Annotated in this window: 24 protein-coding genes; 17 read left to right on the top strand and 7 right to left on the bottom strand. The window is 68.9% G+C overall.

Going from position 1 to position 25328, the window contains the following annotated elements; all coding sequences use genetic code 11:
- Positions 1-48: 48 nt before the first annotated feature.
- The 4 genes from AB0J58_RS21740 to AB0J58_RS21725 are packed head-to-tail and all read right to left on the bottom strand — an operon-like array spanning position 49 to position 6710.
- Positions 49-1233: an acyl-CoA dehydrogenase family protein gene (locus AB0J58_RS21740; protein ID WP_364218155.1), complete on the bottom strand. Its 1185-nt coding sequence runs from the start codon at positions 1231-1233 to the stop codon at positions 49-51.
- Positions 1234-1257: 24 nt separating this feature from the next.
- Positions 1258-3567, bottom strand: coding sequence for a CoA transferase (locus AB0J58_RS21735; protein ID WP_364218153.1), 2310 nt, complete (start codon positions 3565-3567; stop codon positions 1258-1260).
- Complete coding sequence (locus tag AB0J58_RS21730) at positions 3564-4397, bottom strand: enoyl-CoA hydratase-related protein (protein ID WP_364218151.1); 834 nt, start codon at positions 4395-4397, stop codon at positions 3564-3566. The genes AB0J58_RS21735 and AB0J58_RS21730 overlap by 4 nt, the downstream gene beginning before the upstream one ends.
- Before the next feature lie 39 nt (positions 4398-4436).
- Entirely contained in the window at positions 4437-6710 is a 2274-nt protein-coding gene (locus AB0J58_RS21725; RefSeq protein ID WP_364218149.1) for a CoA transferase, read from the bottom strand.
- Positions 6711-7294: 584 nt separating this feature from the next.
- On the opposite strand from AB0J58_RS21725, the gene AB0J58_RS21720 reads away from it, so the two are divergent.
- From AB0J58_RS21720 to AB0J58_RS21700, 5 genes are all read left to right on the top strand, one after another.
- Entirely contained in the window at positions 7295-8464 is a 1170-nt protein-coding gene (locus AB0J58_RS21720) for a homogentisate 1,2-dioxygenase domain-containing protein (RefSeq protein WP_364218159.1), read from the top strand.
- Positions 8465-8529: 65 nt separating this feature from the next.
- Positions 8530-9378, top strand: coding sequence for a hypothetical protein (locus AB0J58_RS21715; RefSeq protein ID WP_364218147.1), 849 nt, complete (start codon positions 8530-8532; stop codon positions 9376-9378).
- Positions 9378-10520, top strand: coding sequence for a fumarylacetoacetase (fahA, locus tag AB0J58_RS21710; protein ID WP_364218145.1), 1143 nt, complete (start codon positions 9378-9380; stop codon positions 10518-10520). Before AB0J58_RS21715 ends, fahA begins: the two co-directional genes overlap by 1 nt.
- 82 nt (positions 10521-10602) lie before the next feature.
- The gene (locus AB0J58_RS21705; protein ID WP_343974916.1) at positions 10603-11040 is read left to right on the top strand and encodes an NfeD family protein; all 438 of its coding nucleotides are present in this window, start codon (positions 10603-10605) and stop codon (positions 11038-11040) included.
- Between the two features lie 4 nt (positions 11041-11044).
- Positions 11045-12115: an SPFH domain-containing protein gene (locus AB0J58_RS21700; protein ID WP_364218143.1), complete on the top strand. Its 1071-nt coding sequence runs from the start codon at positions 11045-11047 to the stop codon at positions 12113-12115.
- 161 nt (positions 12116-12276) lie between these two features.
- Here the strand turns inward: AB0J58_RS21700 and AB0J58_RS21695 are convergent, their stop codons facing one another.
- Positions 12277-13026 carry a hypothetical protein gene (locus AB0J58_RS21695; protein ID WP_364218141.1) on the bottom strand — a complete coding sequence of 250 codons (750 nt, stop codon included), beginning with the start codon at positions 13024-13026 and terminating at the stop codon, positions 12277-12279.
- 324 nt (positions 13027-13350) lie between these two features.
- On the opposite strand from AB0J58_RS21695, the gene tdh reads away from it, so the two are divergent.
- Together tdh and AB0J58_RS21685 are read left to right on the top strand one after the other, a co-directional pair.
- Positions 13351-14379, top strand: coding sequence for an L-threonine 3-dehydrogenase (gene tdh, locus AB0J58_RS21690; RefSeq protein WP_364218139.1), 1029 nt, complete (start codon positions 13351-13353; stop codon positions 14377-14379).
- 150 nt (positions 14380-14529) lie between these two features.
- Positions 14530-15702 carry a glycine C-acetyltransferase gene (locus tag AB0J58_RS21685; RefSeq protein ID WP_364218137.1) on the top strand — a complete coding sequence of 391 codons (1173 nt, stop codon included), beginning with the start codon at positions 14530-14532 and terminating at the stop codon, positions 15700-15702.
- 135 nt (positions 15703-15837) lie between these two features.
- On the opposite strand, the gene AB0J58_RS21680 is transcribed toward AB0J58_RS21685, so the two are convergent.
- Positions 15838-16233: a VOC family protein gene (locus tag AB0J58_RS21680; protein WP_364218135.1), complete on the bottom strand. Its 396-nt coding sequence runs from the start codon at positions 16231-16233 to the stop codon at positions 15838-15840.
- A gap of 290 nt (positions 16234-16523) precedes the next feature.
- Between AB0J58_RS21680 and AB0J58_RS21675 the strand changes: the two genes are divergently transcribed.
- The 4 genes from AB0J58_RS21675 to AB0J58_RS21660 all read left to right on the top strand — a co-directional run bounded on the left by AB0J58_RS21675 (position 16524) and on the right by AB0J58_RS21660 (position 19499).
- Positions 16524-17438 carry a LysR family transcriptional regulator gene (locus AB0J58_RS21675; RefSeq protein ID WP_364218133.1) on the top strand — a complete coding sequence of 305 codons (915 nt, stop codon included), beginning with the start codon at positions 16524-16526 and terminating at the stop codon, positions 17436-17438.
- Positions 17439-17953: 515 nt separating this feature from the next.
- Positions 17954-18541: a winged helix-turn-helix domain-containing protein gene (locus AB0J58_RS21670; RefSeq protein WP_364218131.1), complete on the top strand. Its 588-nt coding sequence runs from the start codon at positions 17954-17956 to the stop codon at positions 18539-18541.
- A gap of 216 nt (positions 18542-18757) precedes the next feature.
- Entirely contained in the window at positions 18758-19012 is a 255-nt protein-coding gene (locus AB0J58_RS21665; protein WP_364218129.1) for a hypothetical protein, read from the top strand.
- A 112-nt stretch (positions 19013-19124) separates the two neighbouring features.
- Positions 19125-19499 carry a nuclear transport factor 2 family protein gene (locus AB0J58_RS21660; RefSeq protein WP_364218127.1) on the top strand — a complete coding sequence of 125 codons (375 nt, stop codon included), beginning with the start codon at positions 19125-19127 and terminating at the stop codon, positions 19497-19499.
- Between the two features lie 313 nt (positions 19500-19812).
- Here the strand turns inward: AB0J58_RS21660 and AB0J58_RS21655 are convergent, their stop codons facing one another.
- Positions 19813-20397, bottom strand: a complete 585-nt coding sequence (locus AB0J58_RS21655) for an ATP-binding protein (RefSeq protein WP_364218125.1) — start codon at positions 20395-20397, stop codon at positions 19813-19815.
- 254 nt (positions 20398-20651) lie between these two features.
- Between AB0J58_RS21655 and AB0J58_RS21650 the strand changes: the two genes are divergently transcribed.
- From AB0J58_RS21650 to AB0J58_RS21625, 6 genes are all read left to right on the top strand, one after another.
- A complete protein-coding gene (locus AB0J58_RS21650; protein WP_364218123.1) occupies positions 20652-21524 on the top strand; it encodes a helix-turn-helix transcriptional regulator in 873 nt (290 codons plus the stop codon).
- Positions 21512-21724: a DUF397 domain-containing protein gene (locus AB0J58_RS21645; RefSeq protein WP_364218121.1), complete on the top strand. Its 213-nt coding sequence runs from the start codon at positions 21512-21514 to the stop codon at positions 21722-21724. The genes AB0J58_RS21650 and AB0J58_RS21645 overlap by 13 nt, the downstream gene beginning before the upstream one ends.
- A gap of 74 nt (positions 21725-21798) precedes the next feature.
- Complete coding sequence (tgmA, locus tag AB0J58_RS21640; protein WP_364218119.1) at positions 21799-22236, top strand: putative ATP-grasp-modified RiPP; 438 nt, start codon at positions 21799-21801, stop codon at positions 22234-22236.
- A gap of 4 nt (positions 22237-22240) precedes the next feature.
- Positions 22241-23230, top strand: a complete 990-nt coding sequence (gene tgmB, locus AB0J58_RS21635; protein ID WP_364218117.1) for an ATP-grasp ribosomal peptide maturase — start codon at positions 22241-22243, stop codon at positions 23228-23230.
- Positions 23227-24354 carry an ATP-grasp peptide maturase system methyltransferase gene (gene tgmC, locus AB0J58_RS21630; protein WP_364218115.1) on the top strand — a complete coding sequence of 376 codons (1128 nt, stop codon included), beginning with the start codon at positions 23227-23229 and terminating at the stop codon, positions 24352-24354. The genes tgmB and tgmC overlap by 4 nt, the downstream gene beginning before the upstream one ends.
- 171 nt (positions 24355-24525) lie before the next feature.
- A complete protein-coding gene (locus tag AB0J58_RS21625; RefSeq protein ID WP_364218113.1) occupies positions 24526-25284 on the top strand; it encodes a hypothetical protein in 759 nt (252 codons plus the stop codon).
- Positions 25285-25328: the final 44 nt, after the last annotated feature.

Genomic DNA, 25328 nt, shown 5'->3' with positions numbered 1-25328 from the left:
GCCGCCCCTTGGAAGGGGCGGCGGCCTTCTCGCATGTGCGCGGCCGGGTCAGAGGTCGCGGGCGATGGACTGTTTCATGATCTCCGAGGTCCCGGCGTAGATCCGCAGTACCCGATTTGAGGTGTAGATCCGCGAGATGGGCGTCTCGTCCATGAAGCCCATGGCACCGAACAACTGCACGCACCCGTCGATGACCCGGTTGGACATCTCACACAACCACAGCTTCCCGACGGACCCCTCGCTGGCGGTGGCGACGCCGCTGCGCACCTTGCGCACCATCTCGTGCAGGTACGCCCGACCGACCTCGATCTCGCTCTTCATGTCGGCCAGCGCGAACTTCGTGTTCTGGAACTCGAACAGCGGGCTGCCGAACACGACGCGCTGCTTGACGTACTCCACCGTCTGCTGGAACGCCAGCTCGGCCTGGCCGAGGGCGCGGAAACCGATCTGCAGCCGGTCCAGCGCCAGCGAGCCCATCATGATCCGCATCGCGCCGCCCTCACCGCCCAGCACGTGCGAGGCCGGGATACGTACCCGGTCGAAGTGCAGCTCGGCGGTGTTGCCGGCCGGGAAGCCGGTGGTGGCCAGCTTCCGGCGGGTCACTCCGGCCATCTCGGGCGTGACCAGGAACATGGTCAGGCTGCGCCCGCGCCGCTCCTTCGACGTCTTGGCCACCACGTACAGCATGTCCGCGATGTCGCCGTTGGTGATGTACGTCTTGTCGCCGGACAGCACGTAGTCGTCGCCGTCTCGCTCCGCGAAGCTGCGCATGGCCAGCACGTCGCTGCCCGCGTCCGGCTCGGTGATGGCCATCGACTGGATGGCCTCCCCGGCCAGGATCCTCGGCGCCCACTCCCGGATCAGCTCCGGCGACGCGCCGTCCAGGAAGGCACCGGTGGCGAGGTCGGTGCAGTACAGGCTGCCCACGGTGCCGTAGCACTGCGAGCGGGCGATCTCGTAGGAGAGGATGACGTTGGCGATGGGGCTCGCGCCGGGACCGCCGTACTCCTCGGGGATCACCGCGCCCAGGATGCCGGCGCGGCCGGCCGCCCGCCACGCCGCGTGCCGGGACGCGCTGTCGGTGCCCAGTTGGTGGAAGGTGGGCTCGATCTCCTTGTCGAGGAAGGTCCGGACGGTCTGCCGGTACAGCTCCTCCTCCTCGTCGAACGGCGCGTGGTAGGCCAGCTCGGGCGCGACCGACGGACCGTCGAACGCTCCGAAGTCAGCGGTCATGGTGGAACTCCTCGGTTGGATATGTCATCGGACGACACCGGCCCGCAGCAGTTCCTCGGCCTCGGCATCGGTGTAGCCGAGTTCGGCGAGGACCTGCCGGGTGTGCGCGCCATGGCCGGGACCGCCGGGCAGGTCGTCGGCCGGGGTCTCGGTGCGGGAGAAGGAGACCAGCGGGCCGAGGCAGCCGGTCAGCCGGCCGTACCGGTCGTCGGCGCGGTCGGCGAGCAGGCACGCGACGGCAGGGGCGCGCTCCGGCCCGGCCCGTTCCACCCGCTCCAGCTCTGCCAGGCCGTCGGTGCGGCACTCCTCGGCCCAGACGTCCACCTCCGCCAGGGCGGTGAGCAGGGCCGCGGCGGTGCGTCCGGCGCAGACCTCGTCGAAACGGGCCGCGACCACACCGTCCCAGGCCGCACGCGGCAGCGGCGGCTCCCCCGGCAACATGACCCGCCACATGGCCAGCGCGGCCTCCTCGGTGCGCGCGGCGATCGCGATCCAGCCGTCCGCGGCCCGGTACAACCGCTCTCCGGGGTGCACGCCCTGCAGCACCCCGTCCAGCGGCGGCGCCTCGCGCAGCGTACCGTCGGCCTCCCGCAGCAGGTCGGACAGCAGGAACATGCCGGCGTTGAGCAGGCTGACCCACATGTCTCCGGCCCGGCCCGCGGTCCGGCGCCCGTACAGCGCCATCAGCACGGCGACCGCGCCGAGTGCGCCGGACACGTAGTCCAGGTAGGGCGTCCTGATCCACAGCGGCGGGCCGTCCGGTCCGCCGGCACGGCGCTCCAGACCGAGCAGCGCCTGGATGACCATGTCGAAGCCGGGTGCGTCGGCCCGAGGACCGGTCGGCCCGAACGCGAACGCCTGAAGGGTCACCGCGTCCGGCCTCACCACGCGCACCGCCTCGGGCGAGACGCCCATCCGCTCGGCCGCCTTGGGGCGCAGGTTGTGCATGACCACGTCCGCGCGGGCCAGCAGGCGGCGCAGTACCTCGGCCCCTTCGGGGGTCTTCACGTCGACCGCCACGGCCCGCTTGCCCACGTGCGCGGCCAGGAAGTGCCGTTGCAGGCCGCGGTTGGGGTCGCCGCCGAGCGACTCGACCTTGAGCACGGAGGCGCCCAGGTCGGCGAGCAGCCGGCTGGCGAACGGACCGGCCACGTAGGAGCCGAAGTCGAGGACGGTCACCCCGGCCAGCGGCGGCCCGTCTCCGGTAGGGCCGGTTCCCGCCGGACCATCCGTCTCCACCGGAGCGTGCGCCGAACCGAGGAAGCCGATCACGTTTCCGGGCCCGGTGGCCCCGCCCCGGTCGACCAGTAACCCGTTGGCGACGAGCTGCTCGTCGTCCAGGAACTCGCCCAGGTCGAGCACGGGCGCCGCGGGCAGCCCCTCGACCTCGGCTGCGGCCAGGATGTCGGCCCGATCCAGCTTCGCCACGTGCGCCGCGATCAACGGCCGATCGCCGAAGTAGGTGTCCGGTGAGGCGCCCACCCGGGGTATGCCCCTGTCGGCCGGGTCGACCGGCACGTCGATGCCGAGGATCCGGTACAGCTTGGCCACCGCCGACGGCACACCCATCACGAACTGCACGTAACCGCCGTCGGCGCACTGGAAGATCAGGTGCTTGACGTCCTTCGGGGTGACCTTGCCGAACTCGGCGTCCGGCCGCTCGGCCCGCATCCAGAACGGCGTCATGAACAGCGCCGCCCCCTGCTGAAGGGAGGCGCCCACCACCTGGCCGCGCCCGCTGCCGGCCCGCTCCAGCAGTGCCGTCCATACCCCGAGTACGGCCAGCATGGCCTGCCCGTAGGTGGGGAAGGGCACGGCGAAGTACAACGGCCGGTCGCTGAAGTGCTCGGCGACCATCCCGGTGCGGGCCTGCACCAGCAGGTCCACTGCGGGTGCGCCCGGCGCGTGCCCGGCGGCGTAGCCGGTCAGGTGCGCCACGACGAGCCGCGGGTACCGGTCTGCGAGGTCCCCGGCGTCGTGCCGCGGGGTGACCGCCGGATGGTCCTCGCCGCCGATCAGGCACACGTCGGCCTGTGCCAGCAGGACGTCCAGGTCGGCCGGGTCCGCCGGGACGGTCGCCGACCGCCAGCCACGGTGCGCCGGATAGACCTCGTCGAAGACCTCGTCGCCGGACGGGGCGATCCGGTGCACGACCGCTCCGGCGTCGGCGAGCAGCGTGCTCACCAATGCCGCGGCCATCCCGGTGCCCAGGTCGACGACGCGCAGCCCGTGCCCCGGCAGCCCGCCGCCGGACGCCGCCGGGCCCGCGCCGCCACCTCCGGGGGAATGACCGCCGAAAGGATGCTCGGTGCCCATCCGGTCCTGCCCGCTCACCTGGCCTGGAACTTCGGCAGGCGCTTTTCGGCGAAGGCCCGGCCGGCCTCGCGGAAGTCCTCGGTGAGATCGAGCCGGGACAGCTGCATCTGCTCGTCCAGCGCGGTCGCGATCGGCACCCACTGCTTCCGGGTCACCCGCACCGCGTCCCTGGTGGCCAGCGGCGGCGCCTTGAGCACCTCGCGGGCCAGTTCCTCGGCTGCCTTCAGGTGCTCGCCCGCCGGGACCAACCTGTTGACCAGGCCGAGCCGGTGCAGTTCCTCGGCCTTGATCCGGCGGCCGGTGATGAGCATCTCCGAGGCGAGCTTCGACGGCATGAAGGTCTTGATCTTGGCCCAGGTGCGCGAGCCGGACATGCCGGTCATGGTCTCGCTGATGGCGAACCGGGCGTCCTCGGCGGCCACGATCAGGTCGCACTCGGCGGCCAGGTGCGCGCCGCCGCCCAGCACGTAGCCGTGCACCGCCGCGATGACCGGCTTGTAGTTGGCCGTCCGGCCCAGCCAGCCCTCGCCGCCGGTGCCGCGCAGGTGCTGGGCGCCACCGACATGGCCACTGCGCACCGCCTCCAGCGCCTTGGCCTTGCGGGTGGCGTCGTCGGCACCGAACGAGAACGAGCTGTGCTCCTTGACGTCGAGCCCGGCGCAGAACGCCCTGCCCTCACCATGGATGATCAGTACCCAGAGATCGTCGTCCAGGTCGAACTCCAGCAGTGCGGTGCGGATCTCGGACTCCAACTCGTCACTGAGCGCGTTGAGCCGCTCGGGGCGGTTCAGCTTCAGGTAGGCCAGACGCCCGTCGGCGGTGAACTCGATGGTCTTGTACGCGGTCATGCGGTCATACCGTCCTTGAAATCGTGCTGCGGATGCCGTTCAGGTGGCGGGAATCTGGTCTGTGAGCATCAGGCCGCCGGGGGCGACCCGGACGATCCCGTCGCGCTCCAGGCGGGCGCGCTCGTCGGCGGAGTAGCCGGTCTCGGCCAGCAGGGCGGCAGTGTGCTCGCCGGAGAGCGGCGCCGAGCGGAAGCCGTCCAGGGCCGGGGTCCAGCCGGAGAAGCCGATCAGCGGACCGAAGCAGCCGGTGACCCGGCCGTACCGGGGGTCCGGCGCGCTGATCACCAGACCGGACCGGCGCGCCGCGTCGTCGGCGAGCATCGCCGCGAAGGCGTCGCCGGTGCACCGCGTCGCCCACACTCCCGCGGCGCCGAGCAAACTCAGAGCTTCGTCGCAGGTCAGGCGGCCTATAGCGGCGGCGATGGCGTGGGCGGCCGCCTCGCTCCATTTCGATGGCGGGCCGAGCCCGGTCAACTCCAGCGCGTCCGAGAGCGCGGCGGCCATCGACTTGCCGTACGCGGCGACGGCAAGCCAGCCGTCCATGGCCCGGTACAGCGCCTCGGTCGGGTGGAAACCGGTGCGGTCCGCGGACAGCACTGCGGCGCCCGCGATCGAACCATCCGGCTCCCGCACCAGTTCCCCTCGCAGGAACATCGCCGCGCCGAGCAGGCTGGTGTGCGCGTCCACCGGGGCGCCGGTCGCGTCCCGCTCGTACAGGGCCGTGAGCAGTGCGATCGCGCCGAGCGCACCGGCGCAGTAGTCCACGAACGGGGCGCGGTACCACAGCGGCTCGTTTCCCTCTCCGCCCGCACGCACCTCGTGCCCGCACAGCGCCTGCATCACCATGTCGAACCCGCCGCGCAGCACACGCGGCCCGGTTCGCCCGTAGGCGGTGGTGTGCAGATACACCAGGCCGGGTCGGTGCTCCCGTAACGAGGCGGCGTCCACGCCAAGGCGCTCAGCGACGCCGGGCCGGAAGTTGTGGTGCACCGCGTCGGCCGTGGCGGCCAGCCGCCGTACGATCTCACGCCCCTCGGGGGTCTTCATGTCGACGACGATGCTGCGCTTGCCGCGGTTGGAGGTCAGGGTATTGCGGACGCCGGTCAGATTGGACAGCCCGGTCGGCGGCTCGACCTTGATCACGTCGGCGCCGAGGTCGGCGAGCAGCTTGGAGGCGAACGGCCCGGCCACCCAGTTACCCAGGTCGATGATCCTCAGACCGGCCAGGGGTGCGCTCTCGCCGCACCGCGCCCGCCGCGGGACGGGTCGCGCCGCCGGCGGGTCCCCCGCCACCGAAAGGTCCACCGGCCCAGCCGGATACTCACGCCCGTCCGGGGCGGTGGCGACCAGCCCTGCCGCACGTACCTGCGGGTCGTCGAAGAACTCCCCCGGTGCCAGCACCGGCTCCACCGGGACACCGGCCGCGGCGAAGGCCTCGACCAGCTCGTCGCGCGGGAAGCGTGCCGCGTACCGGCCGAACAGGTCACGGTCGGCGAAGTAGTTCTCCGCGCCGCGGGCCAGGCTGGGGACACCCCGGTCGGCGGGATCGACGGGGCCGGGGATGCCCAGCACCCGATGCACCCGGGCCACTGCCCCGGGCACGCCGAGCACGATCTGCAGATATCCACCGTCCGCGCAGCGCAGCACGAGGTGCTTCACATCCCGCGGCGGCACCGTGTCGAACGCCTGGTCAGGGCGTTCGGCGGAGAGCCACAGGTGCGGCCAGAACAGCGCCAGCCCCTGCTGCATGGAGACCCGGACCCGGCCACCGCGCCCGGTGCGCCGACGTGCGTGCAGCGCCGCCCACACGCCTGTCGTGCCGAGCAGGGCGGCACCGTACAACGAGGGGGCGAACGCGAGCTGCGTCGGCCGATCGCTGAACTGCTCGAACACGAGTCCCGTCCGAGCCTGCACCAGCAGGTCGACGGCGGGCGTGGGGTCGTTCGTGCCCTGGACGTAACCACCGATCTCCAGCACGATGAGCCGGGGATGCCTGGAGAGCGGCTCAGCGAGCTCAAGACGCGCCGGCGGTCCCGCATCCGGGTGGTCCTCAGCACCGACGAGAAGGACATCGACCGAGGCCAGGACATCGTCCATGCCGTTTTCGACATCGACCTCCGTCCAGTCACGGGACCATGACCGCAGCGCGGGATATCTCTCGGCGAACGGGTCGGGTCCCGTCCGCGCGGTCCGCAGGACGGTCACCCCGGAGTCGTGCAGCAATCGCGCCACGATGGCCGTCGGAAGTCCGCTCCCGGCTTCCAGCACACGCAGTCGCGTGATCGAACCGGGGCGTTGTACGACTCGGCTCACGCCGGGCTCCCCCACTCGTTCACCGGGCGACCGTCTTCCCGCCGACACACCGACAGCGGGACACCGCGCGTCGACTCACGCATCGACGGCTCTCACAAGCCTCGGAACGGCTTCTCTGCCCCACGGAGTCCACGGCGGCCTTCCAGACATACCAGCAACTTCGATATTTCGTTACACACTACGACACCTCGCATACGTGAGCAAGGGTGCCCACAAAACCGCTCAATGGGCATAAAACCTGACATCACCCCGTGCCCCCACCATGGAGTCGGCCGGACGTCTCACCACGGCCCGCAGACCAGAGTCGGCCGATACCCGCGACCCAGGGCGAGGGGGAGGGTGTCCGACGGACCGACCCGCACCACCACAGGGACGCGTTGCGCCACAGGCCGCGACCGGCGGGCTCCTGTTCTCCTGTTACGAGAGAACCGGTTCGCCGCGCGGAGCCTCGCCACGTCCAGGCCCGACAGGCGGCCCCGGACCCCTCGGTGTGCGGTGACGTTTGACATCCATCCCGCCCTGACAGATGGTTGTTCGTATAAAGGACATGCATGTCCGATAAGCGGACAGAGTGGGAGAAGTGGATGCCGTACTACCGGGTCGTGGGGGAGATACCTCGCAAGCGGCACGTGCAGTTCCGGCGGCCCGACGGCGGGCTGTACGCCGAGGAGCTGATGGGTGAGGAGGGGTTCTCCAGCGACTCGTCGCTGCTCTACCACCGCCATCTCCCCACGGCGATCCTCAAGGCCGAGGCCGTCGAGCCGACCGAGGCCGGCCGGCTCGTCCCCAACCTGCCCCTCTCCCCCCGTCACCTGCGCACCCAGGACCTGCCGGTCGGAGGCGACCTGGTCACCGGGCGCGGGCTGCTCGCCGGCAACGCCGACGTCCGCATGTCGTACGCCGCGAGCGAGACGCCCAGCGAGCTCTACCGCAACTCCATGGGCGACGAGTGCGTCTACATCGCGAGCGGGCGGGTCAGGTTCGAGTCGACGTACGGGGTGATCGAGGCCGGGGAGGGCGACTACGTCGTCGTCCCCACCGGGACCATCCACCGCTGGGTGCCGCAGGGCCGCGTCACGGCGTTCACCATCGAGGCCGCGGGGCACATCCGTCCCCCCAAGCGCTACCTGTCCACCCACGGCCAGTTCCTGGAGCACGCCCCCTACTGCGAGCGGGACCTGCGCTCCCCCGGCGAGCCCCTCATCGTCGAGGGCGAGGAGGTGCCGGTGCTGGTCCGCACCCGCGGCGGGCTGACCCGGCTGGTCTACCGCGACCACCCGTTCGACGTGGTCGGCTGGGACGGCTGTCTCTACCCGTACGCGTTCAACATCAACGACTTCGAGCCCGTCGTGAAGCGCACCCACGCCCCGCCGCCGGTGCACCAGACCTTCGAGGGCCCGAACTTCGTGATCTGCTCGTTCTGCCCCCGGCCGCTCGACTTCCACCCCGACGCGGTCCCGATCCCGTACAACCACCACAACGTCGACTCCGACGAGCTGATGTTCTACGCGGGCGGCGACTACACCGCGCGCAGGGGCTCGGGCATCGATGTCGGCTCGGTCTCGCTGCACCCGGCCGGATTCACCCACGGCCCGCAGCCGGGCGCCGTCGAGGCGGTCATCGAGGCGGTCAGGCAGGGCCACACCCAGACGAGCGAGCTGGCCGTGATGGTCGACACCTTCCGCCCCCTCGACCTCGGCCCCGCCGGCCTGTCGGTGGAGGACCCCGGCTACGCGTGGACGTGGGCCCGTTGACGGGCGGGCCCCTGGGCATGACCACGGGCCCGTCACCGGGTAGGGGCGAGACCATGGCTGCAGATATGAGCACGGACATGGGAACGGGAACGGCGCCGCTCTTCCGCGGGCTCGTCGACGACGCCGGCCTGTTCCCGCCGACCGGACTGCCGATGGCCGAGGCCCTGGAGCGGCACAGGAACGACCTGGCCGGCAACGACCCGGTGCTCACCCACCGGTTCCTCTGCCCGGCCGGCCGCCTGGAAGAGCTCCGCGACCACCTGACCTTCCCGATCCGGCTCGGCCTGATCATGGACACCCCCGCCCTCCCGCCACTCGACGACCTCGACGGCCTCGCCGTCGAGCTGGTCGAGGTGCGGCAGGCGGCGGGCGAGACGCCTCAGGCCGTGTCGGAGCGGCTGGCCGACGGGCTGCCCGGCGGGGCCGGGCTCTTCGTCGAGGTGCCCCTCGACGGCCGTGGCTCCCTGCCACGCGACGGCTCGGGCCCCGGCCTGAAGTTCCGCTGCGGCGGGCTGACCGCCGACGCTTTTCCCAGTGCCGCCGACCTGGGCGCCCTCATCGCGCACTGCGCGGAGTACGGTGTGCCGTTCAAGGCGACCGCGGGCCTGCACAACGCGGTCCGCCACTTCGACTCCGCGCTGGGCGTGGACCGGCACGGCTTCCTCAACCTGGTCCTCGCGGTCTGCGCGGCCACCGAGGGCCGCGACCCGGTGCCGGTGTTGAAGCTGACCGACGTCGGCGAGTTGGTGCGGCTCGCGCGGGCCGTGCCCCAGGAGACCGCGACGCGCGCCAGGAAGCTGCTGGTCTCGTACGGATCATGCAGCACGAGCACCCCGATCGAGGACCTGACGGCCCTGGGCCTCGTCGCCCGGCGCCCGAGCGCGACCACCCACCCAACGAAGGAGAGCAAGTGATGGCTTGGGGCCCGGAGAACCTGCCCTACGGAGTCTTCTCCCGCCACGAGGGGGAGACCCCTCGCGTCGGCGTCCGCTACGGCGATCAGATCGTCGACCTGGCCGGGGCCCTGCACGACGAGGTGTTCGCCACCGGCTCGCTCAACGCCTTCATGGCCAGAGGTCCGGTCGCGTGGCGCGACACCCGCGCCCTGATCCAGAACAAGCTCCGCACCGACCTGTCGGTGGTCGAGCCGCACCTCGTCCCGCTGGAGCAGGTGACGCTGCACCTGCCGATCGAGGTGGCCGACTACGTCGACTTCTACTGCTCGCTGGAGCACGCCTCCAACCTGGGCCGGATGTTCCGCCCCGACGAGGAGCCGCTCAAGCCGAACTGGCGGCACCTGCCGGTCGGCTACCACGGCAGGGCCGGGACCGTCGTCGCCTCCGGCACCCCGATCACCCGGCCGTCCGGGCAGCGCGGCGCGGGGGTCTTCGGCCCGTCCGTCAAGCTGGACATCGAGGCGGAGCTGGGCTTCGTCGTCGGCGCGCCGACGTCCCTCGGCGACCGGGCCGGACGCTTCGAAGACCACGTGTTCGGCGTGACCCTGGTGAACGACTGGAGCGCCCGCGACATCCAGGCCTGGGAGTACGTCCCGCTCGGCCCGTTCCTCGGCAAGTCCTTCGCCACCTCGATCTCACCGTGGATCACCCCGCTCGCCGCCCTGTCCGAGGCCCGCGTCGAGGGCAGGACGCAGGATCCCGAGCCGCTCGGCTACCTGCGCCGCGACGAGCCCTGGGGGCTCGACCTGCGGCTGGAGGTCGCGGTGAACGGCGAGGTCGTCTCCCGTCCCCCGTATCGGGACATGTACTGGACGCCGGACCAGATGCTCGCCCACATGACCGTCAACGGCGCCGCGCTGCGCACCGGCGATCTCTACGCCAGCGGCACGATCTCCGGCACCGGGCCGGGCGAGCGCGGCTCGCTGATCGAGCTGACCTGGAACGGGACCGAGCCGCTCAAACTGCCCGACGGCTCCGTCAGGACCTTCCTGGAGGACGGGGACACCGTTACGATCACCGCGACGGCCCCGGGACCCGACGGAACCGTGATCACCCTGGGCGAGGTGTCGGGCAGGATCTCACCCGCGAACCGCCCCTGACAGGCGTCGAGTAGAAGACATACGGTAGGGAAAGGAACCTCCCCGACGTCCGACCCGTTGAACAAGGCAGGAGGGCCGGAGCATGGATTACTGGGTCATCTGGCTGATCCTGGCAGTCGTGCTGGGAATCGCCGAGATCTTCACCCTGACCACCGCTCTCGGCCTGCTCGGGGGGGCGGCCCTCGTCGCCTCCGTCGCCGCCGGCCTCGGACTGCCGATTCCGCTCCAGCTCCTGGTCTTCGCCGCCTCCCTGGGGGCGGGGGTGGTCGCGATCCGGCCCATCGCCAGGCGTCACCTCAAGGGGCTGCAGCCCCGGAGCCAGCGGTTCGGGATCCAGGCGATCGTCGGCAGATCCGCGTACGTGCTACGCGAGGTGACCGGCCAGGACGGCCGGGTGCGGATCGGCGGCGAGGAGTGGTCCGCCAGAGCCTATGACGAGACCCTGGTGATACCCGCCGGGGCGACCGTCGACGTCATCGAGATCGAGGGCGCGACCGCTCTCGTGTATCCGCGGGAGTGACTTCATGGACGCTCTGCTCATAGCTGTGATCCTCATCGTCCTGTTGGCGGTGTTCACCGTGGTCCGCTCGGTGCGCATCGTCCCGCAGGCGCGGGCCCGCAACGTGGAGCGGCTCGGCCGCTACCACAGCACGCTCAAGCCCGGCCTCAACTTCGTGATCCCGTACATCGACCGGGTCTATCCGATGATCGACCTGCGCGAGCAGGTCGTCTCCTTCCAGCCCCAGCCGGTGATCACCGAGGACAACCTGGTCGTCGAGATCGACACGGTTCTGTACTTCCAGGTGACCGACCCCCGGGCGGCGGCGTACGAGATCGCCAACTACATCCAGGCCGTCGAGCAGCTCACGGTCACCACGCTGCGCAACGTCGTCGGCTCGCTGGACCTGGAGATGACGCTGACCTCGCGTGACACGATCAACAGCCAGCTCCGCGGCGTGCTCGACGAGGCGACCGGCAAGTGGGGCATCCGGGTCAACCGGGTGGAGATCAAGGCCATCGACCCGCCGAAGAGCATCAAGGAGGCGATGGAGAAGCAGATGCGCGCCGAGCGTGACAAGCGTGCGGCGATCCTCAACGCCGAGGGCCAGCGGCAGTCGCAGATCCTCACCGCCGAAGGTGACAAGCAGAGCGCGATCCTGCGGGCCGAGGGTGACCGGAGCGCCGCGATCCTCAAGGCCGAGGGCCAGTCCCAGGCCATCGACGAGGTCTTCCAGGCCGTGCACCGCAACGACCCCGACCCCAAGCTGCTGGCGTACCAGTACCTCCAGGTGCTGCCCGAGCTGGCCAAGGGCCCGAACAACACCTTCTGGGTGATCCCCAGCGAGGTCACCTCGGCCATCCAGGGCGTCTCCAAGGCGTTCACCGAGGCGCTGCCGCAGTCGTCGGCCACCCGCGAGGCTCCCAGGGTCAACGAGGCCGCCGAGGAGGAGCGGAAGCAGGCCGAGCAGGCCGCCGCCGAGGCGGTCGCCGAGGCCGCCGAGGCCGACCTGGGCCCCCGCCAGCTCAACGCGGCCCCGCCCTCCCTGCCCACCGACGGTCTCGCGGTCCCCCAGGAGGAGCAGCACCGCGCCTGACTCCACGCCCGGTGGGCGGCCACGTTCGACGCCGTCGGCCTGTACCGGGAGCGACACCGCGCCGCTCCCTGAGCCCCGCGCCTGTCCCGTGCCCCCGGTGACGATCGTCATCGGGGGCACGGGACCGGTGAGAGTGCCGGTCCTGGCGGGAACGCCGGGTCTCAGATGCGGCAGGCGCCGATCTTCTTCAACCACACGTCACAGTTCTTACAGGCGCTGCGCGCCTGCCATTTCCCGGACGTGCTGTTCCAGGTCTCGGCATGGAAATAGAGGGTTTCCGCCTGGATTTCAGACTTTTTCGTGATTTTCCTGGCGATGAGGAGCTTGTTCATGGCGTCGACCTCCGCGCAGGCGTTCACCGGCCAGTCCTCCACCTGGGGCACGCCGACCAGCAGTTCCTCCATGACCGCATGCCGCTTGTCCGCGTAGGTGTAGGCGCCACTGGTACCGGTGTAGGTCTTTCCCGTGATCGTGTCGGCGAGGCCCACGATCACCGTGCCGACCGCGACTCCCTTTCCTCCGGGGTACTTGTTGCGCAGGCTGACGGCCTCCTCCCGGGCACTGGCGGTGATCCTCTCGTGCCGCATCTTCGCCTGCGCCTCGGCCTCCTGGCGGTCCGCCTCGGCCTTCTTGGTCAGGTAGTAGGCCCAGCCGCCCCCGTCGTTGTCGTTCACCCAGTCGATGAACGCCGCCCGCGCGCTCGCCTCGCTCGTACCACCGATGATCGCGGACTCCAGACGCCTCAGCCTGTTCATCAGAAGCTCGACGCCGTCCTTCTCCCTGTCCACGATCGTCATCTTCCTGAAGAATCCGTCCAGCAGGGCCCAGGCGCCGAAAGCCCATTCCTTGACGCCTGTGGTGGGGACCCGGTCGCCCACCGTGGGCGGGGCGACGTACGGCTGATCGGTCATGGCGTGCCTTTCCTTTCGGTTCGCACCAGCATCCGCGCGAGCGATGTACGACCGATTACCGAGCGATATATTCCGACTGCAACCAGTGAAAAGACGCCGCCCAGAAAGGGCGCCGCATCCCCGACACCGTCCCGGCGTCGGCCGCCGGGACGGGAACCCCGTCGGACGCGTGTCCGATTTAAGGTCAAATGCCCGGGTACATCGTTAGTCCTCGGGGATCGGGCGTGAAGCAACGCTGTGGGCGGGGTTAAGAAAACCGCGATGGACACCCCCGAAGGCGGCCGGGCACAGTGCGTAGGGTTCGGAGTTGAGGGGGGATCCGCGATGAAAGCGCTGGTCAAGGAGAGGGCCGAACCCGGCCTGTGGCTGGTCGACGTACCGGAACCGTCGGTCGGCGCCGGGGAGGTGCTGATCAGGGTGCTGCGGACCGGGATCTGCGGGACGGATCTGCACATCCGGAGTTTCGACGCCTGGGCCCGGCAGACCCTGCGGACGCCGCTCGTCGTCGGGCACGAGTTCTGCGGCGAGGTCGTCGAGGTGGCGCCGGGCGTGGAGGACATCGCCCCCGGTGATCTGGTCAGCGGCGAGGGGCACCTGGTCTGCGGCAAGTGCCGCAACTGCATGGCCGGACGGCGGCACCTGTGCCGCAGCACGGTCGGGCTGGGGGTCAACCGGGACGGCGCCTTCGCCGAGTACGTGACGCTCCCGGCCTCCAACGTCTGGGTACACCGGGTCCCGGTGGACCTCGACGTGGCGGCGATCTTCGACCCGTTCGGCAACGCGGTGCACACCGCCCTGACGTTCCCGATGGTCGGCGAGGACGTGCTGATCACCGGGGCCGGGCCGATCGGGCTGATGGCCGCCGCGGTGGCCACCCACGTGGGCGCCCGCAACGTGGTCATCACCGACGTCAGCCACGAACGGCTGGCCATCGCGAACAAGCTGGGCGTCACCCTGGCGCTGAACGTCGCCGAGAGGTCCGTCGCCGACGGCCTGCGTGAGCTCGGCATGCGGGAGGGCTTCGACGTGGGTCTTGAGATGTCCGGGAACCCGCGGGCGCTCCGCGACATGATCGCCAACATGTCGCACGGCGGGAAGATCGCCATGCTCGGGCTGCCCGCCGAGGAGTTCGCCGTCGACTTCGCGACCATCGTGACCTCGATGATCACCATCAAGGGCATCTACGGCCGGGAGATGTACGAGACGTGGTACGCCATGTCCGTGCTTCTGGAGAAGGGCCTCGACCTCTCCCCCGTGATCACCGACCGCTTCTCCTACCGCGACTTCGACGCGGCCTTCGACACCGCCGCCGGCGGCAGGACCGGCAAGGTCATCCTGGACTGGACGGTCTGATGTCCGGCGCGGCTTCGACACCGTCACAGTCACCGTCGCCGGCAGGGTCACCCCGGACCTGGACCACCTGATGTCCGGCTCCCACCGCGACTCCGGTTCCGCCGCCGGCGGCGGCGGAACCGGCAAGATCACCTTGGATTGGACCGCCTGATGTTCGACAACGTCCGCGACGACTTCCGTACCACCCTGAACGAGATCGCATCCGCCGGGCTGCTCAAGCCGGAGCGGGTCATCACCACCCCGCAGCGCGCCGACATCGCCGTGGCCGGCGGCGGTGAGGTGCTGAACTTCTGCGCCAACAACTACCTGGGCCTGGCCGACCACCCCGAGGTGATCGCCGCCGCCAAGGAGGCCCTCGACCGCTGGGGCTTCGGCATGGCCTCGGTCCGCTTCATCTGCGGCACCCAGGAGGTGCACAAGGAGCTGGAGGCGCGGCTGTCGGCCTTCCTCGGCCAGGAGGACACCGTCCTCTACAGCTCGTGCTTCGACGCCAACGGCGGCGTCTTCGAGACCCTGCTCGACGACCGGGACGCGGTGATCTCCGACGCGCTCAACCACGCGAGCGTCATCGACGGCATCCGCCTGTCCAAGGCCCGGCGCCTGCGCTACGCCAACCGCGACCTGGCCGAGCTGGAGGCACGGCTCAAGGAGTCCGCCGACGCCCGGCGCAGGCTGATCGTCACCGACGGTGTCTTCTCCATGGACGGCTACGTCGCGCCGCTGGCGGAGATCTGCGACCTGGCGGAGCGGTACGGGGCCATGGTGATGGTCGACGACTCGCACGCCGTCGGCTTCGTCGGCGAGCACGGCGGCGGCACCCCCGAGTTGCACGGTGTGCGGGACCGGGTCGACATCCTCACCGGCACGCTCGGCAAGGCGCTCGGCGGGGCCAGCGGCGGTTACGTCGCGGCCCGCAAGGAGATCTGCGAGCTGCTCCGCCAGCGCTCGCGCCCCTACCTGTTCTCCAACTCCCTGGCCCCGGTGATCGCCGCCGCGTCGCTGCGCGTCCTCGACCTGATCAGCGGCTCGGACGAGGCCCGCACCCGGCTGCGTGCCAACACCGAGCGGTTCCGCATCGGGATGATCGAGGCCGGGTTCGACATCCTGCCCGGCGACCACCCCATCGTCCCGGTGATGATCGGCGACGCCGCCGAGGCCGCCGCGATGGCCGAACGCCTGCTGGAGCTGGGCGTCTACGTGATCGGCTTCTCCTACCCCGTCGTCCCGCACGGCCAGGCCAGGATCCGGGTCCAGCTCTCGGCGGCCCACTCCACCGAGGACGTCGACCGGGCCCTGGAGGCGTTCGCCACGGCCCGCGGCTGAGTTCCGCTCCCGGCCTCGCGGATGGGCACTCGTCACGGCCCCGTTGCCGTGACGAGATCGCCGCGACGGGATCATCGGGGCTCGGCCGTGCTCGCGCGCGACGCGCGGGACCGACCCGCGCCGTTCGCCGTCCGGTCAGCTCTCCGTGTTCGGAGCGAACAGGTCGACGCCGTTGCCGTCCGGGTCGTGGATCACCGCGTACCGCTGCCCCCAGAACGCGTCCCACGGCTCCTTGTCCCCTTCGTACCCGAGAAGGACCAGCTGCTGGTACGCCTCGTCCACCTCGGCCGGGGTGTCGAACCGGAACGCCAGCGACATCCCCTGCCCGTTCCCGGGCCGCCAGTCCGGGTAGAACGAGCGGATCGTCTCGACCGTGTCCCAGGCGAGGCGCAGGCCGCCGGGCAGGACCGCCTCGACGTGCGGCTGCCCGTCGGCCTCCGGCGGCACCTCCAGGCCGAGCAGCCGGTAGAAGGCCAGCGAGCGGCCCATGTCCTCGACGACCATGCCGACGACGTCCAGCTGGGCTTTCATATCAAGTCCTCCGATCACGGATTCGCGGTGGGATGTCGTGAGGGGTCCTGGATCCTGGACCGCCCTCAGCCCGCCGAAACAGGTGCGACCAGCCGGAACACCGGACCGTGGATCCCCCCGGTACGGCTCAACCTAACCGCACCTCCCGCCGCGGTCTTGTAGGAAACGGACACGGTCAGGGGACGGTGGGGCCGTGGGAAGCCCGCGCTGGACGGTTCGGCCGGGGTCGTGCCGACGGGGGCGTGTTCCCGAAGGCATCGCGTACGAACGACCTCGGGGAGAATACGGAGGTGATAGAGACACGGCGGCTCAGGACCCTGCGGGCGGTGGCCGACCACCGCACGGTCACCGCGGCCGCCGCCGCGCTGCACCTGACCCCCTCGGCGGTCTCCCAGCAGCTCGCCGCCCTGGAGCACGAGGTGGGCCACCGGTTGCTCGACCGCGACGGCCGGGGCGTACGGCTGACCGCCGTCGGCCACATCCTGCTGGGCCACACCAACGAGATCCTCGCCCAGCTTGAGCGGGCCGGGGCCGACATCGCCGCCTACACGGCCGGTACGGCGGGCGAGGTGAAGGTGGCCTCGTTCGCCACCGCGATCGGGCTCCTGGTGGCCCCGGCCGTCGGCGTCCTGCGGGACTCCGAGCCCGGCATCCGGGTGCGGGTCCTGGACGCCGAGGGCGACCAGAGCCTCACCATGGTCCTGGACGGCGCGGTGGACGCGGCCGTGGCCGTGGAGTATCGCGGGGCCCCCGCCGAGGACGACCGGCGCCTGTCGCGCATCCCGCTCTACTCCGAACCGTTCGACGTGGTGCTCCCCCGGGACCACGCCCTCGCGGAGCGCGAAGTGACGGTCGCGGACCTGGCCGGGGAGACCTGGATCGGCCCCTACCCGGGCAATCCCTGCCACGACGTGATCGCGCTGGCCTGCGAGCACGCGGGCTTCACCCCCGAGTTCGCCCACTCCTCGGACGACTTCAGCGCGGTGGTCGCGCTGGCCGCCGCCGGGGCCGGGGTGGCGATGGTGCCCCGGCTGGCGCTGCGCGGCACCGGCCTGTCCGGCGTGGCGATCCGCCCGGTCCCCGGCCCCGAACGCCGGGTCTTCACCGCCGTACGCCGGGGCGCGGAACGGCACCCTTTGCTCGTCCCCCTGCTGGACGCCCTCCGGCACACCGCGACGGCCCTGGACCGGACCTCGTCACCGTGACGAGATCGCCGCGGAGTCCCCGGTGGCGGGCCCGTCGCCACCGGGTCCCGGGGCACCGGTTGAAGATCGTCCCTGTCCCGGGCGCCCGCGCCGGTCGTCACCTCGCGGCGCCTGCTCTTCCCTCCTCAGGAAGCGGTGGAGGTGCCTGAGGAAGAGACGATGTCTGCGACGGTAAAGGTGACGGCCCGTGACGACCGCCATCAGGGTGACCGCCGAGGTCATCCCAACGAGCATTGCCTGAATCACCGGGTACATATCGTCCACCTGTCCGAAAAATCCCCTTTAGAGGACTTATTCGTTGACCGGCGGGCTCATGGATGCATCGTGACCTGCCCTTTTGTCCTGAGCGACTCAAGACGCGGGTCTCTTGACCACGGCCTCACCCGACGGTCCCCGGCGGACCCTCATCGGCGATCACGGCCGGAACATTCCCGAACCACACGCTCGGCAACGCAGTTCCGCCGGCTACCACCGCGATGATTGATGTTCGGCATAACCGAAGATATATTCGGTTTATGCGAAGCGTCGCAGCACCCGCCGTTCCCATCTTCAAGACTCGGACCCAAGCGGAGGTCCTGGCCGCCATCTATCTACGGCCTCGGCAGCACTGGACTCTCGCCTCTCTCGCCCGAGATCTGGGCGTGGCACCCTCCACCCTGCACGCCGAAGTTCATCGCCTCATCGACGCACAGCTGATCACTACTACTGAGATCGGGCGCTCTCACGTCCTGCGTGCCAATCCCGACCATCCGCTGTTCCAACCCGTGACCGAGATCCTGAACTACATGTACGGACCTCGTACGATCATCAGCGAGGAGTTCGCCGGTATTCCAGGCACCGAGCGCCTGCTCATCTTCGGCTCGTGGGCCGCCCGACATGCGGGAAACCCAGGACCTGTCCCCCACGACATCGACATACTTGTCGTCGGCGAGGTCGACCGGGCTGCCCTCTACGCCGCCGCCGACCGCGCTCAGGAACGCATCGGCATGCCGGTCAATCCTGTCCTTGCCTCCACCCACCGCTGGAACGCGGAGGCCGACGCCCTCATCAGGCAGATCAAGTCAGCCCCCGTGATCGACCTGACCGCCGAAATCCACACCTGATCGGAGAAACCCGCCCAATGACACGGTGGACACGTGGCGAGGCCGACATCGAGCGGATGTTGACCTCCGGCGAACTCCAGCGCGTCCGAGGTGAGGCCGCCGACGGCGTTGGCTGGTTGGAGAAGGCAACCACCACCCTCTCCAGCGCCGAAGGGCTCAGAACAACCGATCCGAACTCCGCCTACACACTCGCCTACGACGCGGCGCGCTTCGCCTGTGCCGGTCTATTGGCACAAGGGGTTACGAGCCACAACCTCCGGTGGCCACTATGCCGTCCAGCAAACCGTGATCCGGCAGTTCGGCCCCACGTTCGAGCCGTACGGCACCATGCGCCGCAGGCGCAACGAACTCGAATATCCAGAGTTCCCCGACGAGGTAGTGGAAACAGCGGAAGCAGACCGCGCAATAGCGGCCGCACGCGCACTGATCGACGCCACCGGAAAACTCCTCGACCACCTCGGCCTGTTCTGAAAGTGCCGAGATCCGAAGGCATCCGCAGTCAAATGAAGTCGGCAGCGGCGACTTCCATGATCTGGGTGGCTTCGCATCTTCGCGATGCGGATCCGCTGGCTACTATCGCGAGGTGACCGACGACACTCTGCACGACCACGCCATTGACGCCTTCATCGCGGCCGCCAATGCCGATGACCCGGCGCGGCGGGCCACGCTGCTGAGTCGTGCCCTTACCGGCGACGTCGTCTTCTGGGGACCGCTGGGCCGGGGCGTCGGGCGCAAGGCGGTCGAGGACTTCATCACCGAGGTGGTGCGGGGGCACCCGTCGGGTCCCACCCGGATGGTCCGTACGACCCGGGTGGACGCACCAGGAGAGTGGGCGCGTTTCGGGTGGCGCTACGAGGACTCCTCAGGCCGGAGCCTGCTGACCGGGATGGACGTGGTGCACGTCACCGTCGAGGGCGACATCGACGAAATAGTGATCTTCGCCGACTCTCTGGAATGACTTCCGATTCATTCCCATGCTGGACGCGCTCCAGCACACCGCGATGACACCGCGCTCTGCCCCGTCTCCGCAAGGTCTTCGGTATGACCGAAGATGCGTTCGGCCTGTACGAAGCATCGTGGCACCCGTCGTTCCCGTGCGGCGAGGCTCGCGAGCAGGTTCCGATATTGGGACAAGAGACCCCCGGCGGGGTGCTCCAACGGGGGAGGTGGAGCCGGAGCGGCACGCAGGTTCTTTCGTGGGGGACGAATCCGTGTGCCGCCACCCGCCGGGGGTGGTTCGTCGGCTCCCAACGGGTGCTGGGAGCGGCGAGTCACCCCGGCTGAGCGGAGGTCGGCGCCCCGAGAAAGAGATCATCCGGAGACGGCGGGGCTGATCTCCCGCTGAGACCCCCGTCAGCGCGCGGCGGATCCGCGGGAAGCTCGCACCAGACGGTCCGGCCGGGTTCGCGGCCATGGGAGCGATAGCCCCAGTTTCCGCCGGAGAGCATGCCGACGATCGCCAGTCCCCGGCCGTTCTCCATCAGGAGGCATGCCTGGTCCACTCGGAGACGTGGCTCCTCGGTGCTCAGGCCCGTGTCCGCGACCTCGACGCGCAGCAGCCCGCCGTACGCCAGCAGCCGCAGGACCAGCGGATCGTTGTCGGCGGCCCCGCTGTTGGAGGCTCTGGCATTGGAAGCCCCGGCACCGGAGATCTCGGTCTGCCCGGCGACCCCGTGCCCGGCGGTCCCGTGCCGGGCGTGCCGGACCGCGTTGGTCACCAGCTCGGACACGGCCAGCCGCGCGTTCTCATAGGCCGGATGACTCTCCCCCAGCCATTTACGGACCTCCTCCCGCGCCCGCGAGGCGGCTTCGGGATTACTGGGCAGAAGTATTTCGCTGAACGTCTCCGGTTCCATGGAATTGCCCCTTCCGACCGAATCAAGCCGACCTGCTTTCACCGGAGCCATTAACTGACATCCCGTGACAGCCATAGCTCGACAGGAACACGGTCCCAAACACCGGGGCACAGCGGAAGCCGATCCGCGCTTATCACGGGTTCACAGTTCGCGAAGTAAGTTCACAACACTGTGAACCTCCGAGAACCTCATATCCATTCCCTCGGTAATGAAAATGAAGGAGACTATTAAAGAGGCAACGAGAGGAGACCGAGGTGAGCATCGCCATGGAGCCGGAGCCCGAGCCGGACTCGGAGCTGGAGTTCGATACGTATTCATACGAATCCACGCGCGTTCAATTCGGCAGAGAGCTACGGAAATACCGGATTTTGTCCGGACTTACCCAAAGGCAGCTCTGCACCGTCGTCCCCATCGCGGTAAGCCATCTGAGCATGTTGGAGAACGGCCACCGGGCTCCCACCAGGAAACTGGCCCATCAACTGGACGAGGCATTCGACCTGGGCACAACACTCGTCGACCTCCTGGACCGCCTGGACCGCGTCGCCACCCAGGTCCCCCGCTGGTTCCGCCCCTGGCTGGCGTTCGAGCCCCTGTCGGTCTCCCAGCGCATCTGGGAACCCCTGATAGTGCCCGGCCTCCTCCAGACTGAGCAGTACGCGGAAGCCATCCTCAGCCGCAGCCCCGGCGTTACTCCCGAGCAGGTGAAGGAGAACATCGCGGCCCGGATGGACAGAAAGAGCATTCTTCGCCGACCCGACCCCCCGATGCTCTGGGCCATCCTGGACGAGGGCATCCTGCACCGTCCCATCGCCGATCCCGAGGTGATGAGGGGGCAGTTCCACTACCTTCTGGAGATGTCGGAGAGCCCATGGCTCTCTCTGCAGGTGCTCCCCTACACCGCGCGCAACGTACTCGGCCTGCTGGGTGGCTTCACCATCGCCGACATGCCGGGAAGCGCACCTCCCGTGGCCTACATCGATTCCCAGAGCACTGAGGACCGAGTAAGCGAGCGGACAGAAGAGGTAAAAAGACTAGAATTCAGATACGACCTGATCCGTGCGGATGCCCTATCCCGGAGCGATTCACGCGACATGATCAAGGAGGCAATCCAGCGATGGACGACCTGACCCAGGAACTTCACACCGCCCACTGGCGCAAATCCACCCTCTCCGGCGATGACGCGAGCAACTGCGTCGAAATCGCCAACCTCTCCGGCAACCACCGAGCCATCCGCGACAGCAAAAACCCCACCGGCCCCGCCCTCATCCTCACCCCCGCGGCGTGGTCCACCTTCGCCGGCAGCATCAAGAACGGCGACCTCGCCTGACCAAAACGTTCACAAGGGCTTCTATCCGACAATCCCTCCGAGTGAATGCGTCATCTCGACATAACCCCCCTAACATGACGAAAGAGACGACGCAACAGATCAAAGCGACATCTCAATGGGTAAGACCGTTGCGGCTTATCATGCTCCCATGTCTCTCGGGCCCAATGATTCAGGAGCCTGGTTCTCTGGACCCGCAGCAGGCAATCCTCTCTGTTCTCCCTACCAGGGCTGCACCGCCACTCAACCCCCGCGCCGCCAAAAGAAAGAAGGGCGCCATGACAGCAGTCACTCCCTGGGGGCTTAGCCGGATGACGGAGCCTCTTCCCGAGGAACCGCCATTGTACGAAACGGCTGAATTCGATCCCGTAACTCAGCTCACTCACTTCTACGACGGAGCCGGCGCCATCGTGGACATGGGCAAGAAGGTCACCGTTACCAAATCCAGGGGCGGCGGGAGCGATGGCTCAAGCGGAAGTTCCTCGGTAGCGGACGACAGCAACAACGACGGGTAGGGGCATGCGGCCCTCGCCACAGACCGTTCTGGTCGTCACATCGGCAGAGGACATCACTGCCAACCTGGTCATCGAGGTTTTGAACGAGCGCCAGGTGCAGATCGTCCGCGCCGATCCCGGCGATATCGGCGCCGAATTGGTATTCAGCGCCTACATCGGCGATGACCGCCGGAAGGAGTGGGCGGGCCGGCTTCGTACGCCGAGTCGTGACATCGCGCTGGAGGAGGTTGGGGCGGTGTACTACCGCCGCCCCACCCCGTTCTCCGCCCGATTCGCCCACCTGCCTGCCCTGGATCGGAAGTTCGCTGCGGTTGAAGCTCAGCATGGGCTCAATGGCATCCTGAACCACCTGCACGGCGCGGTGTACGTCAACCACCCGGCAGCGAACAACCGCTCCGATTACAAGCCCTACCAACTCCAGACGGCCGCTCAGCTTGGACTGACCGTCCCGCTGACCCTGATCACCAATGACGTGGAGCAGGCACGCAAGTTTGCCGCTGAGCACGGCCCAATTATCTACAAGTCCTTCCGAGGTGCCCCACGCACTCTGGATGGTCACGTTGCTGCCATATGGACACAACGGATTGACCCGGAAGATCTGGACGACTCGGTTTCGGTGACTGCTCACCTGTTTCAGCAGGAGGTGCGTAAGACTGCCGATGCCAGAGTGACCGTAATCGGGAAAAGTGTGTTCGCAAGCAGAATCACCGCCCCCGATGACGCTCTCGACTGGCGCAGCGGTGACTGGGAGCAGCTAACCCACGATCCAATCGACGTGCCCGAACCGATCAGACACGCCCTACGCGCCTACCTCGACCATTTTGGGCTGGTATTCGGCTGTTTCGACTTCGCGCTCGAAGCCGTCAGTGGGCGAAGGTCCGAATCCTGGACCTTCATCGAATGCAACCCGAACGGGCAATGGGCCTGGCTACCTGACGCCACCGCGATGGCGCACGCCTTCGCTGACGTACTACTGGAAGGGTGGTGGCCGTGACCACGGCCATGAAGTTCCGCCATGCGTTGGCGCACACTGTGGGGTCGTCGGGCTGGCACGAGGCGTTGGAGGAGGTGCCTCGTGAGCTGTTCGTGGGAGATGCCGTCTACCTGGCTGACACGACCCGAGGTGATCTCTGGACGCCGGTCCGGCGCGCCGAGGTAGGTGAGGACGGCTGGCTGGCCCTGGTCTACACCGACGAGACGTGGGTGACCCAGGTGGACGGGGTCCTGGCCGAGGAGGCGACGGGGATGGTGACAGGATCACCCAGCTCGTCGTCCACGACCCCGAGCCTGGTCGTACGGATGCTGGAAGCAGCGGAGATCGGTACGGGTGACAGAGTGCTGGAGATCGGCACGGGTACCGGCTACTCGACCGCGCTGATGTGTCAGCGCCTCGGCAGCGGTACGGTCACCTCGGTCGAGTACGACCCTGCCGTGGCCGAGCGCGCCAGGAAGGCCATCACCAAAGCCGGGCACACACCGACTCTGGTTGTGGGTGACGGCCTGCACGGCTACTACGAGAACGCCGACTACGACAGGCTGATCGGCACCTGCTCGGTACGGACCATCCCCCCGGCATGGCTGGAACAGATGCGCGCCGGGGGGACCATCACCACTCCCACCTGGGGCTGGATGGGTGGGGTCGCGTTCGCGCACCTCACCCTCGACGACGAAGGGAAGGCGAGTGGACGGTTCCTGCAGGACGACCTCTACTTCATGCGGGCCCGTTCCCACCTGCCGCCGCCTCGGCCACCCATCGTGACCGGTATCGGAGACGCCCGGGAGAGCAGGATCGATCCGGCGATCCTGGATGACGAGGCCGCCCTGTTCGTCGCCCAGCTCGCCGCGCCGGCCGCTCAGCGGGCGTCGGGTGAGGACATGACGATCCTGTTGGATGTCGGCACCGGGTCGCGGGCCGACACCAGTCCGAGCCCAGGCGGAGGCTGGATCGTGCACCAACACGGCCCCCTGCGGCTGTGGGACGCGGTCGAGGACGCCATCCTGCTCTGGCAAGCCGCCGGATCGCCACACCAGTCGGCGTTCGGGCTCACAGCCACCAGAGACCGCCAACATGTATGGCTGGGCGAGCCTGACGGACCAAGCTGGGATCTTCCCGCTTAGTCACCGAGATGATCTCAGCGACTCTCAAATGAGGCCTGCCGTGCTCGAAACGGGCGAGGACCAGCGCGGCGCGGGCGATGTCATCGATTTTGCGCGAAAGCCGGGTTAAACGATGGCGTAGTCCCGCGTACTGACAAGGGCAGACCATGACGGGGCCGACATAATCGCGGGATGGATCAACCCTTCACCATCGGCGGCCTGACCCTGCGGACCGACATGCGCCCCGCCGACTGGGCGATGGCCACAGCCCGGAACTTCAGCGACAACGTCGTGGGATGCCTGGTCCCGCCGATCTTCGCGGCCTACGCGCGGGTGTTCCATCCGGCCCTCCGGGAGGACGGTGAGCGGACCGAGGAGGTGTCGTGGGCGGAGGTGGCCGACGCCAACGGGCGCCTGACGCATCCGGCGATGCAGTGGCCTTCCATCACCGGTTCCTGGCGATCCCTCTTCTCCGGTCACCAGCCAGGACTGTGGGACACGCCTCCGAGGGAGGGATCACTCCCGGTGCGGCAGGCGGCACGGCTGGCCCGGATCCTCGCCGCGTACACCGTGATCCCTGAACAGTGCTGGTTCGCCGTATGGGAGGGCTTTGGTGGCCTCGGCCTTCCCGTAGAGAATGAGGAGATCCCAAGGATGGAGATGCCCGCCCGGTCGATGCTGCTGCTGTCGGGACCACTGTCCGCCGCGACCACCTCGCTCAGCGAGCCGTCGTGGCTCGACCAGCGGGCCGGCCTGTGGTGGCCACGGGACCGCGCGTGGTGTGTCGCCACCGATGTGGACCTGATGACCACCTATGTCGGCGGCACCGACGAATGCATCGCGACGCTGGTCGCCGATGACGAATTGGAGGTCATGAAGGTCAGCGTCGACCACCGACTCGGCTGGGACGGCGACTCTCTCAACCCGCCCCCTGCCGGCCAGAGACCGTAAGAGGCGTATCGACATCGGCATTCATTCCCGCATACTCCGAGTTC

Source organism: Streptosporangium sp. NPDC049644 (assembly GCF_040675205.1).
Taxonomy (GTDB): domain Bacteria; phylum Actinomycetota; class Actinomycetes; order Streptosporangiales; family Streptosporangiaceae; genus Streptosporangium; species Streptosporangium fukuiense.
Note: the sequence above shows the minus strand (reverse complement) of the source record. Positions and strands in the feature narration are given on the sequence as shown.